Source organism: Citricoccus zhacaiensis (assembly GCF_014645315.1).
Classification (GTDB): domain Bacteria; phylum Actinomycetota; class Actinomycetes; order Actinomycetales; family Micrococcaceae; genus Citricoccus; species Citricoccus zhacaiensis.
Genome location: NZ_BMLQ01000002.1, coordinates 453,120 through 464,668, shown reverse-complemented (window position 1 = coordinate 464,668; position 11,549 = coordinate 453,120). Strand labels below are relative to the sequence as shown.

The 11,549-nt window shown below is 70.6% G+C and carries 10 protein-coding genes; 3 read left to right on the top strand and 7 right to left on the bottom strand.

Features of this window, described 5'->3' with window-relative positions; genetic code table 11:
- Window positions 1-31: 31 nt before the first annotated feature.
- The 5 genes from IEX49_RS05545 to IEX49_RS05525 form a co-directional block, all read right to left on the bottom strand.
- Entirely contained in the window at window positions 32-1,003 is a 972-nt protein-coding gene (locus IEX49_RS05545; protein ID WP_188804961.1) for a universal stress protein, read from the bottom strand.
- 61 nt (window positions 1,004-1,064) lie between these two features.
- Window positions 1,065-1,988: a spermidine synthase gene (locus IEX49_RS05540; RefSeq protein WP_229672268.1), complete on the bottom strand. Its 924-nt coding sequence runs from the start codon at window positions 1,986-1,988 to the stop codon at window positions 1,065-1,067.
- The gene (locus tag IEX49_RS05535; protein WP_188804958.1) at window positions 1,978-2,517 is read right to left on the bottom strand and encodes a GNAT family N-acetyltransferase; all 540 of its coding nucleotides are present in this window, start codon (window positions 2,515-2,517) and stop codon (window positions 1,978-1,980) included. Before IEX49_RS05535 ends, IEX49_RS05540 begins: the two co-directional genes overlap by 11 nt.
- The gene (locus IEX49_RS05530) at window positions 2,514-2,849 is read right to left on the bottom strand and encodes a thiamine-binding protein (protein WP_188804956.1); all 336 of its coding nucleotides are present in this window, start codon (window positions 2,847-2,849) and stop codon (window positions 2,514-2,516) included. Before IEX49_RS05530 ends, IEX49_RS05535 begins: the two co-directional genes overlap by 4 nt.
- A 39-nt stretch (window positions 2,850-2,888) precedes the next feature.
- On the bottom strand, window positions 2,889-4,238 hold the full coding sequence (locus tag IEX49_RS05525; protein ID WP_188804954.1) for an Nramp family divalent metal transporter: 1,350 nt from the start codon (window positions 4,236-4,238) through the stop codon (window positions 2,889-2,891).
- Between the two features lie 56 nt (window positions 4,239-4,294).
- Here IEX49_RS05525 and pta point away from each other — a divergent pair, with 56 nt between their 5' ends.
- Both pta and IEX49_RS05515 read left to right on the top strand, forming a co-directional pair.
- Complete coding sequence (pta, locus tag IEX49_RS05520; protein WP_188804952.1) at window positions 4,295-6,433, top strand: phosphate acetyltransferase; 2,139 nt, start codon at window positions 4,295-4,297, stop codon at window positions 6,431-6,433.
- A gap of 4 nt (window positions 6,434-6,437) precedes the next feature.
- On the top strand, window positions 6,438-7,607 hold the full coding sequence (locus IEX49_RS05515) for an acetate/propionate family kinase (RefSeq protein WP_188804950.1): 1,170 nt from the start codon (window positions 6,438-6,440) through the stop codon (window positions 7,605-7,607).
- Here the strand turns inward: IEX49_RS05515 and IEX49_RS05510 are convergent.
- Window positions 7,604-9,391, bottom strand: a complete 1,788-nt coding sequence (locus IEX49_RS05510) for a gamma-glutamyltransferase (RefSeq protein ID WP_188804949.1) — start codon at window positions 9,389-9,391, stop codon at window positions 7,604-7,606. The two genes, IEX49_RS05515 and IEX49_RS05510, sit on opposite strands and share 4 nt — an antisense overlap.
- A 159-nt stretch (window positions 9,392-9,550) precedes the next feature.
- Between IEX49_RS05510 and IEX49_RS05505 the strand changes: the two genes are divergently transcribed.
- A complete protein-coding gene (locus tag IEX49_RS05505; RefSeq protein WP_188804947.1) occupies window positions 9,551-10,639 on the top strand; it encodes an acyltransferase family protein in 1,089 nt (362 codons plus the stop codon).
- A gap of 3 nt (window positions 10,640-10,642) precedes the next feature.
- Here the strand turns inward: IEX49_RS05505 and IEX49_RS05500 are convergent, their stop codons facing one another.
- The gene (locus tag IEX49_RS05500; protein ID WP_229672292.1) at window positions 10,643-11,533 is read right to left on the bottom strand and encodes a glycerophosphodiester phosphodiesterase family protein; all 891 of its coding nucleotides are present in this window, start codon (window positions 11,531-11,533) and stop codon (window positions 10,643-10,645) included.
- Window positions 11,534-11,549: the final 16 nt, after the last annotated feature.

The following is an 11,549-nucleotide window of genomic DNA, read 5'->3' as shown; positions in this document are numbered from 1 at the left end:
GACCGGCCGGCGTCGTGAGTTGCCAGAAATTTCAGGAGAAGGTGGGGCCGAAGCTGGCGCGGTGGGCCAGGCGGCTGTCCTTGAGGTACGGGACCACCATGACGGGGCCGTGCGCGTGGGAGATGACCCCCTGGGAGGTCGAGCCCAGCAGGGCGCCGGCGAAGCCGCCGTGGCCGCGGGTTCCGACCACGGTGAGCCGGGCCGTCTTGGACTCGTTGACCATGACGTCCACGGGGACACCGTCCACGATGTCCGAGGTGATCTCGAGGGAGGGGAACTCCGACTTCAGCCATTCGATGCCGGCCTCGAGCCGCTCCCGCATCTCCCCGACCAGGGACTGTTCGTCCACGGTGGCGGGCAGCCAGGCGACGGCCCCGGAGATCGGCGGCATGGCGATCACCACGCGTAGCGGGGACTGACGGACCTCGGCCTCGAGGGCGGCGGCGAGGGCCGCGATCCGGCCCTGCTCGGATCCGTCCACGCCCACGATGACGGGCACCCCGGCGGCGGCGCGGGAGGCGTGCTCGCCCTTGGGGACGATCACCACGGGGCACTTGGCGTGGGCGGGCAGGGCAGAGGCCACGGAGCCGAGCAACCGGCCGAAGAAGCCGCCGCGTCCGCGGGTGCCTGCCACCAGCAGGTTGGCGTTGGCGGAGTAGTCGACGAGGACACCAGCGGCGTCGCCCATCTCCACGCGGTGCACGAGCGGCACCTCGAGCCGGCCCAGCTGGTTGACCACGCCCTGCAGCACCTGCATGGCGCCATCACGGATCAGCGTGTCATCCGGGACGCCGTAGCCGGCCTCGAGGGCTGAGGCCGCGAACACGGGCATCGTGTAGGCGGTGACGAGGGTCAGCGGCAACCCGCGCAGCTCGGCCTCCCGAGCGGCCCACTTGGCGGCCGAGACGGACTGCTCGGAACCGTCCACACCCACCACGATGCCGTGCGTGGTGGCGGCGTCCTGGGCGTTCGGGGTGGTGTCCTGTTCGTGCGAACCGGTCATGGCGGCCTCCTGTCATTCATGCCCGTTGTCTTCGTTGACACGGACTGATGGTGATTCCAGTTTAGGACCCTTGCAGCGGTTCCTCGCAGTACCTGGCCCCGGCCGTGAAGTCATCGAGGGGTTCCACCAGGCGTGTGGGCAGGGCGTCGGAGAGCAGGTGGCGCACGAGCGCGTCTCGGCGGGTGCCCCCTCCGGTCAACGGCCCGTTGCTCGCCGCGAAGACGATGTTGCCTCGGCGCCGGCCCTTGAGCATCTGCGGATCGGCCAGCGCGGCCACCGTGGAGAACGCCTCCCGGAGCGTCGCCGCCTCCTGCCGGGCAGCCGTCAGGTCCGGGCCGCCGCCGTGGTTGACGAGGTAGATCCCGTCTCCCACCACGCGGGCCGCGGCCCGGGCGGCCTCCACCCCCAGCAGGTGCCCGGGCGTGGACTGGTCCTTCGGCGTGGCCCCGGCGAACACGTCCCGGACGATCACGTCCCGGCTGCCCTCATGCGCGCCGGCCAGCACCTCACCCGCCTCCGCCACCCGGATGCGCAGCTGCGGGGCGCGGGGCAGGGCGAAGCGCTCCCGCGCCAGGGCGGCCAGACCGGCGTCGAGCTCGACGGCGGTCTGCCGGGCGTTCGGGAACCACACGGCCGCCCAGCGGGCCAGGGTGCACCCCGCCCCGCCGAGGTGCAGGATCCGCAGCCCGGTATCCGGTTCCCACCGGTGCATCACGACGGCGGCCATCCACCGCATGTACTCGAAGCCCAGGTCCAGCGGGGTCTCCGGATTGATCTGGGAGGACTCCGCCCCGTTGAGCTTGAGGAGCCAGGCGCCGTCCGTGAACGGGTCACGGAGGATCTCGGCGGTGCCGGCGTCGATCGGGAAGACCCCCGGCTCGAGGGCCGGCTCGGCCGGGCCACGCCGGCCGCGGTCGCCGCGGTGGTGCGGCGTCCGGGACGGCGCCTCGGCCTTCCCGGTCTTCGTGCCGCGGTTACGCGCCACGGCGCACCATGAACTGCCCGTCCAGTCCGCTCCAGGGTCCGTCCATCGGCACCGGTTCCCCGACATCGGCAAAACCGTGCCGCGCGTAGAAGGCCCGGGCGCGATCGTTGCCGGCGAGCACCCACAGCAGGCAGGGGCCGGTCCCGATGGCCTGCTCCAGCAGGGCGTCGGCCACGCCGCTGCCCTGGGCTTCGGAGATGACGTAGAGCGAGTAGAGCTGGGTGTCCGGCAGCCCGTGGGCCGCCACCGGATGCTCCCGGACGGGGCCGGCCGCGGCCAGGCCCACGCAGCGTCCCCGGGAGTCCTCTGCCATCCAGAGGACCTGCCCTTGCGCCATCAGCCCGCGCCAGTGCTCGACCTGGCGGTCCAGGGTGGCCTCCGCGGCAACGAAGAACGACTCGTCCCGCAGGTGCCCGTACGCCTCCCGCCAGGACCGGGCCTTCACGGAGAGCACGGCCTCGAGGTCCGCGGGGGCGGCGTCGCGGACGTAGTAGCGGGTGCCGGCGACACCGTGTTCTCGGGAGGTCACTGGTCCTTCAGTGCTGCTTCCAGCCGTTCCAGCTTGCCGTCCAGCTCGCCGGTGTGGCCGGGTCGGATGTCCGCCTTGAGGACCAGGGAGATGCGGGACCCGTAGGGGGCCACGGCCTCGACGGCCTCCTTGACCACGCCCATGACCTGATCCCATTCACCCTCGATCTCCGTGAACATCGAGGAGGTGCGGTGAGGCAGGCCGGAGCCGCGGACCACCTTCACGGCCGCAGCCACGGCGTCGTGCACGGAACCGTCCCCGGGCTGGCTCTGGGCGGCCGGGCCATCGGGACGGGGGTTGCCGGAGGGGGAGACGGAGAAGGCGACGATCATGCACCCAGTCTGCCCCACCGCCATCGGGACGTTCTACCGTTAGCCGCCCGTCCACAGCGGCTCGAGGGCGTTGACGAGTTGCTGCACGCCCAGGACCACGAAGACCAGGGTGGTGATGCCCAGCAGGGTGTTGTGGAGCCAGTTGTTGCGGAACTGGGATGGGACCAGCCGCTTCTGGTTGTTCAGGATCAGCAGGGTGATGGCCAGGAACGGCATGAACAGCGCGCCGAGGGTGCCGTAGAGCAGGATCAGGAAGATCGGACGGTCCAGGAACAGCAGGGACATCGGCAGGATGGTCAGCCAGATGAGGTAGAAGCGGGCCGGCTTCGACTTCAGGGACGGGGCATCGTCCTGGTCCAGGCTGTCCGCGGGCTTGCGGAAGTTCGTCCAGAAGTCGGCGAACATCAGCGAGACGCCATGCCACACGCCCAGCAGGGACGAGAAGGAGGCCGCGAAGAAGCCCACCAGGAAGATGATCGAGAAGACCTCGCCGTAGCGGTCGGCCAACACATTGCCGATGTCCAGCAGGCCCTCGTCGCCGGCGGAGATGGCCAGCCCGGCCGAGTGCAGCAGCTCGACGCCCATGATCATGGTCGCGATGACGAAGATGCCCGTGAGGATGTACGCCGTGGCGTTGTCATAGCGCATGACCTTCATCCACTTGGGCGTGTTCCAGCCCTTCTCACGCAGCCAGTAGCCGTAGGCGGCGAGCGTGATGGTGCCGCCCACGCCGCCGGCCAGGCCGAGCACGTAGAACATGGCTCCGTCCTCGGCCGGGATGCGCGGGATCAGCCCGGTCAGGATCTCGCCCAGGTTCGGGGCGGTCAGGAAGGCCGAGATCAGCACGGCCACGAACATGATCCCGATCAGCACCATCATCAGCTTCTCGATGAGGTTGTACCTGTTCAGCCAGACCAGGCCCATGCCGAGCAGTCCGGCCACGATCGCGAAGATCTTCGAGTCGACCCCCGGGAACAACGCCGCCAGGGGCAGGGCCACGGAGCTCATCGCGGTGGCACCGTAGACGAAGCCCCAGATGATGATGTAGATCCCGAAGTACCAGCTGGTCCACACGCCCAGAGTGCGCCAGCCCTGGAAGATCGTCTTGCCGGTGGACAGGTAGTAGCGGCCCACGCCCTCCACCAGCACGATCTTGAAGATCACGCCCAGGACCACGGCCCACATCAGCATGTAGCCGTAGCGCGAGCCGGCGGTCAGCGTGGCCACCAGGTCCGCGGCGCCCACGCCGGTGGCGGCGGCGACGATGCCGGGGCCCAGGGAGTTCCACTTGACCTTGACGGGTGTCTCGTTGATCTCGGCGTCGGTGAAACCGACGATGTTCGGGTTGTGGACGGGATGCCCCGTGTCCACGTGGTCGCCTCTTGACATCTGTGCCCCTCGTTACTACTCCGTGCGTTGTGCACCACAGACTAGTGTGGTTTGGCGTGAGTCAAGGAATCTTCGTCACCACCACGACCAACGGCGCCGGCAAATCACTCGTCACCCTCGGGATCGCCGACTCCCTCTACAAGAGGTCCGGCAGCATCGGCTACCTCCGCCCGATCGTCCCCGGGGACTCCGTGGAGACGGACCCCATGGTCCAGTTGATGCGGGAGGACTACGGGCTCGACGCCGGCCTGGCCCGGGGCGGCGTGACCGCCGCCGAGGCGCGGCGCATGGTGGCCGAGGGCCGCACCGATGAGCTCTACGAGCGCTGCGTGGCCCTGTTCGAGGAGATGGCCGGGGCCTGCGGCATCGTGGTGGTGGAGGGCAGTGACCTAGCGGGCGCGGATCCCGCCGTCGAGCTCGATCTCAACGCCGAGCTGGCCCGCCACCTGAGTCTTCCCGTGGTGGGCGTGGTGTCCGCCGCCGGACTGGACGGCACCGCTGCGGCCGACGCGGTGGACCTGGCCCGGCGCAGCCTGGACGACTCCGGGGTGGACCTGTTGTCCATGATCGTCAACCGGGCGGATCCGGCCCGCCTCGGGGAGATCGAGACCGCCATCCGGCCCGGTCGTCACGAGTGGCCCGTGTACGTACTGCCGGAGTTGCCGGAACTGTCCCTGCCGTCCGTCTCCGAGGTCGCCACCGCACTCGGGCTGACCCAGGTGGCCGGCAACCTGAACCTGGACCGCGACGTCTCCGAGGTCAAGGCCGTCTCCATGGAGGGCGGCAACTTCCTGCAGATCCTCCGTGAGGGCGCCCTCGTGCTGGTCTCCGGCGACCGCTCGGACGCCGTCCTGGCCACCGTGGCCTCGTCACTGGCCCCGGAGTTCCCCGTGGCCTCCGGGATGATCCTCACCAACGGGATCGAGCCCAACGAGCAGATCCGGCGCCTGTACGCCGAGGCCCCGTTCCCGATCTTCACCACGTTCGCGGACACCTTCAGCACGGCGCGGGCCGTGTCCGCCGTGCGCAGTGAGCTCTCCAGCGCCCAACCCCGCAAGACGGCCGCGGCCCTGGGAGCCTGGCACCAACGCGTGGACGGCACTGAGCTGCTGCAGCGCATCGACCTGCCGCGCGCCGCGCGCACCACGCCCCTGCGGTTCCTGCACGGGCTGATCGAACGCGCCCGGTCCGAGCGGAAGACAATCGTGCTCCCAGAAGGTGAGGACACCCGCGTCCTCCGCGCGGCCGAGATCCTGCGCCGGCGGGACGTCTGTGACCTGGTGGTGCTCGGGCACGATGCCACCATCCGGGACCTCGCCGCCAAGGAGGGAGTGGACCTGGCCGGGCTGACCCTGGTGGACCCGTCCACCTCCGAGGCCCGCGAGCGCTACGCCGAGGAGTACTACCGGCTGCGCGCCCACAAGGGGATCGACCTGGACCGCGCCCGGGACACCATGACCGAGGGCGCCTACTTCGGCACGATGATGGTCCAGCTGGGAGACGTGGACGGCATGGTCTCCGGCGCCGCGCACACCACCGCGAACACGATCCGACCGGCGCTGGAGTTCGTCAAGACCCGGCCCGGTGTCTCGATCGTCTCCTCCGTGTTCTTCATGCTGCTGCCGGACCGCGCCCTGGTTTACGGCGATTGCGCCGTGAACCCGGATCCGAATGCCGAGCAGCTGGCGGACATCGCCTATGCCTCCTCGATGACGGCGCAGCAGTTCGGGGTCCAGCCGCGCGTGGCCATGCTGTCCTACTCCACCGGGGGTTCGGGAACGGGGGACGCCGTGGACAAGGTCCGCACCGCCACTGAACTCGTGCGGGACGAGCACCCGCAGCTCAAGGTGGACGGCCCCCTGCAGTATGACGCGGCCGTCAACGCTTCGGTGGCCGCCTCGAAGATGCCGGACTCGGAGGTGGCCGGCCAGGCCACCGTGTTCGTCTTCCCGGACCTGAACACCGGCAACAACACGTACAAGGCCGTCCAGCAGTCCTCCGGGGCCGTCGCCGTCGGACCCGTCCTGCAGGGGCTGAACAAGCCGGTCAACGACCTCTCGCGGGGCTGCACCGTGGACGACATCGTCAATACGGTGGCCATCACCGCCATCCAAGCCCAGTCGGACCAGGCAGACCAGCCTGTCCAGTCCGGCCGGCCCCACCAGTCCGGCCAGCCCGGCCGATCTGGAGAGTGAGCCCATGCTGATCCTCGTCATCAACTCCGGCTCCTCGTCGCTGAAGTACCAGTTGCGCGAGGTCGCCGCGGACGGCACGGAGCCTGCGGAACCCGTGGTCGCCCAGGGCCTGGTGGAACGCATCGGAGTGCCCGGCTCGGGAGTGGACAGCCACGCCGAGGCCCTCGAGCAGATCGATGCGGAACTGGAGCACGTACTCCAGGGCCGCACCATCGACGCCGCCGGTCACCGTGTGGTCCACGGTGGGGAGCGTTTCAAGGCCCCGACCCTGGTCACCATGGAGGTCATCCGTGCCATCGAGCGCCTGGCACCGCTGGCCCCGCTGCACAACCCTGCCGCGGCGCAGGGCCTGCGCGCCATCGCCGAGAAGTGGCCGGACATGCCGCAGGCCGTGGTCTTCGACACCTCGTTCCACCAGTCGATGCCCGAGGAGGCCTGGCGGTATGCCCTCCCGGATGCCCTCTACACGGAGAACGGCATCCGGCGCTACGGCTTCCACGGCACCAGCCACGATCTCGTCACGGGGATCGCAGCGGAGACGCTGGGCATCCCGCGCGCCGAGTTCAACGCGGTGATCCTGCATCTGGGCAACGGCGCCTCCGCCACGGCCATCCGTGGTGGGGTCTCGGTGGACACGTCCATGGGTTACACGCCGCTGGCCGGCCTGGTGATGGGCACCCGGTCCGGGGACGTCGACCCCTCGATCATCACGCACCTCATCCGCAACGGCGCCTACGACGCGGAGCAGATGGACCGGATGCTCAACAAGGAGTCCGGGCTGCTCGGCATGACCGGCAACGCGGACATGCGCCAGGTCATCGACTCCGCCCACGCCGGCCACCGGCGGTCCCGGACCGCGCTGAAGGTGGCGTCCTACCGCCTGGCGAAGTACGTGGGCGGCTACCACGTGGCCGTCGGCGGCGCCCAGGCCGTGGTCTTCACGGCCGGCATCGGCGAGAACTCCGCACCCTTCCGCTCAGCCGTGCTGGACCGCCTCGAACCCCTGGGCATCGCCTACGACGCCGAGGCGAACCTTGAGCGGTCCGATGCACCCCGCGTGATCTCCACCGAGGAGTCGGCCATCCCCGTCCTGGTGGTGCCGACGAACGAAGAGATGGCGATCGCCCAGCTCACCCTCTCGGTGGCGCAGGAGCACGGCGCGTTGGAACGCTAGTCCGCCGGTACCACCGCCACGTCACCCTCCCGCCGGGAGTCCTGGGCGCCGGTGATGGTGCCGGCCTCATAGTCGATCTCCAAGGCCTGCACCGAGCCGAAGACGGCGTCAGCCCGCTCGGTCACGCGCGGCTGCCACCCGCGCTGGCGGATCAGGGCGGCCACGTCCTGATCAGGCTGCTCCTCCAGGGAGAGCACACCGTCCTGGAGGTAGTGGCGCGGTGAGTCGACCGCCTCCTGCAGCGGCACGTCCTGCAGGGCCCAAGGCACCATGACGGTGGCGAGGATCGAGGGGATGACCTGCCCGCCCGGGGACCCCAGGCCCATGACCACGCGGCCCTCGGAGTCCAGGACCAGGCTGGGCGCCGACCAGCTGACGGACTTGCGTCCCGGCTCCGGCTGGTTGGCGGGGGTGTCCAGGGATTCGAACCGGGACAGCTGGTTGTTGAGGAAGAACCCTCCCACGGTGCTGGCCTCGGCGCCGCCCCAGAAACTGGTGATCGTGTTCGTCATGGACACGGTCAGCCCCTCGTCGTCGACCACGGTCAGGTGGGTGGTGTTCCCCGCCTCAGCAGGTTCAGCAGGCTCAGTGGCTGCGTCACCGCCGGTGCCACCCGTCTCGGCTGCTGTGGCTGCACTCTGGTCAGTCACGGCGGCCGCGGAGAGCGCCGGCGCCACCTCGGTCCGGGCCAGCTCGGCGTTGGCCTCCGGGTCCGTGAGCCGGTCCACGGGGACGTCCACGAAGGCCGGGTCCCCGAAGGACTCCGTCACGCTGGCATCGGACACCTGCCAGGCCGCGGCCATGGCGTCCACGTACTCTGCGGACCCGGGCTCGGCCTCCGCCACCCCGAGTGCCTCCGCGACCTGCAGGAATTGCACGACGGCGGCACCCGGCAGCGGCGGGGCGGCGGAGACGTACTCGTAGTCGCCCACCGGGCCGCTGACCGGTTCGGTGGTGACCGTCTCGTAGGCGGCGAGGGACTCGGCATCGAGTCCGTCCACGGCGGTGAGCTCCTCCACCAGGCTTCCGGTGTAGAGGGCGTCCGGGCCTTCGCTGGAGAGCGTCTCCATGGTGGCCGCCAATTCGGCCTGGACCAGGGTCTCGCCCTCCTCGAGTGGCGTGGCTCCCCCCGCGCCCGCACCGGAGTGGAACGGGGCGAGCCCCTCGATGGCCCCGGGCCCGTAGTCGGAGCGCATCCGCTGGGCCAGCAGGGGCGAGACCGGAGACCCCTCCTCAGCCAAGTCGATGGCGGGCGCCAGCAGCTCGGACCACTCCAGGGAGCCGTGTTCGGCGTGCAGGGTGGCCATGCCGTCCACGAAGCCCGGGATACCGGTGCCGGAGGCGGGGATGTCCCCGTCCTGGGCCACGGTCTCGCGGTAGTCATAGGCCAGCGGGTCCCCATCTCCGCGGGCGACCAGCGCCGAGCCGCCTCCACCGATGCCGGAGGCGAAGGGTTCCACCACGGCCACGGCGAAGGCGGTGGCAATGGCCGCATCGGCGGCGTTGCCACCCCGTTCCAGGATCTCGGTCCCCACCTCCACCGCCGCCGGGTGTCCGGCGGCGACCGCCTGCTCCTGGAGGGCTGCCGCAGAGGCTGACGGGGCCGGCGTCGTGCCCGGGGCACTGATCGAGGCTGAACCAGAGGCTGAGGAGGACGGGGCACCGGAAGCCGGGTCCGATGGATCCTCCGGGGCCGGCGAGGCGCATCCGGTCAGGGCCAGCAGCGCGGCCGAGAGGGCGGCCATGCTGGCCAAGGCGGGGACGGTGGTGCGGGTCCGCTGCATCAGGGTTCCTCGGGTGCTCGAGTACGGCGGGCCCGAGGAATCCTAACGGTTCCTTCTGTGCACGGTCTGGGCGGCGGCTGGGCGAGTCATCCAGCCTCCGTCCCTACACTGCCCACGTTCTCCCCCGCCACCATCACCGCACAGGACAGAATGGCTTCCATGACCCCAGCCAACGTGCCGGCCGCCTCGGGTTCCCCCGCGGCGTCTCCGCCCTCCGGCGTGCGCCTGACGGGCCTCGACGCGGCCCGGGCGCTGGCCATCATCGGCATGATCGCGGTGAATGTGGGTCCCCGGGGTGAACCGGGGATCGCGGGATTCGTGTACGACCTGCCGGTGGGGCGGGCCTCCATCCTGTTCGTGGTGCTGGCCGGGGTGGGCATGTCCTTCCTGACCCGGTCCGCTCGCCGGCCCGGTGGGCGGCTGCCGTGGCGGACGGTCCTGTGGCGCTCCGCGCTGCTGTTCGCCGGCGGCCTCGCCCTGCAGGAACTGGGGCACGACGTCAGTGTCATCCTGGCTGTGTACGGGGTGCTGTTCCTGCTGTCCCTGCCACTGCTGAAGGCTCCGACCCCGGTCATCGCCGCGCTGGCCGGGACCCTGCTGGCCGTAGGACCCGTGGCCTGGATCGGGGCGCAGCTGGCCTCCGGGACCGCCTTCCAGTTCGCTGATCCGGACCTGAGCAACGACGCTCCCCACCTGCTCCACCGGATCTTCCTCTCCGGCTCCTACCCGGTACTGGTGTGGTGCGTCCCCTTCCTGGTGGGGCTCATCCTGGGACGGGCCCCCCTCACGGACCGCAGGCTGCAGAAGCGGCTGGTGGTGTGGGGTGGGGTCGCGGCCATCGGCGCCTACGCCCTCTCGCAGGTCCTGATCCGGATGCTGGGCCAGCCGGGGGACGAGATCGGCTGGGACCGGCTCCTGTCCGCCGTCGGGCACTCGCAGATGCCGTTGTGGCTGGTCTCCAGCATCGGCACGGCACTCGTGGCCCTCGGCGGGTTCCTCTGGGCCGGGAACCTCGTGGACCGCCGCCTGGGGATGCTGGTCTCGGCCGGACGGCTCTCTCTCAGCATCTACGTGGCGCACCTCTTCGTCCTCGCCGCCATCATCCGGCCGGAACCGCACACCCTGCTCCGGGGCTACCTCATCACCATCGTGTTGTCCGCGGTGCTGGTCCTGCTGGCCCACCTGTGGGTGAAATGGCGGCCGATCGGCCCATTGGAGCAGCTCATGCGCCTGCCCGGGCAACGCTGACGATCATGCCCCGGTGCCGACCAGCACGCGCTCACGGCGGCGGACCCGCTCCAGCACGCGGGCCGGCAGATTCGTGGTGATCTGCTGCACCCCGGTCCGCAGCAGCAGATCCACATCCTCATCCCGGTCCGCCGTCCACACCCGCAGGGTGCGCCCCGCCGCGAGCCACGCCTTCACATCGGCCAGGTTCTCCCGCACGTAGGCCACCCCCGGTCCGGCGATGCCCGCCCGGCCCTCCCAGATCAGCCGCTCGGCGTCCGCCACGGCCTGGCGCAACGCGGCCCGCACGGCGGCGCGGCTGAGCGGACCGAGGTTGAAGCGGCTCGGCACCGGCTCGGCGGGCACCACGGAGAGCAGCTGACACAGGTGCTCGGAGCCCACCGACGGGGCGAGGTACTGCAGGGAGCCAGCGTAGAAGCTCATGAAGGTCACCTCCACCGCCCCGATCCTCGAGGTCTCCGGATCCCACCCTGCCCCCAGCAGCCAGGACAGGGCGCGTTCCTCGAGCTCATGGCCGAAGGGGCTCGGATGCTTGAGCTCCAGGGCCAGCCGCACGGGGCGGCGTGCGGCGGCGAGCAGCTCGACCAGGTCCGGCAACGTCAGCAGCTGGGAGGAGGCGGGGCCGTACTCGCCCGGGAGCCGCGCGCCCTTCCACCGGTGGAAGTCGAGCCGGCGCAGCTGGGCCAGCGTGTGGTCGGCCACCGGGCCGGACCCGTCGGAGGTGCGCTCCAGGGTCTGATCGTGCAGGCACACCAGGTGCCGGTCCCGCGTCAGGTGGACGTCCACCTCCACGCCGTCCGCGCCCTCGGCGAGCGCGTGCAGGAACGCCGCGCGGGTGTTCTCGGCGTAGGCTCCGGAGGACCCCCGATGGGCGATCACCAGAGGTCGCCGCAACGGCGGGTGCCGGTCA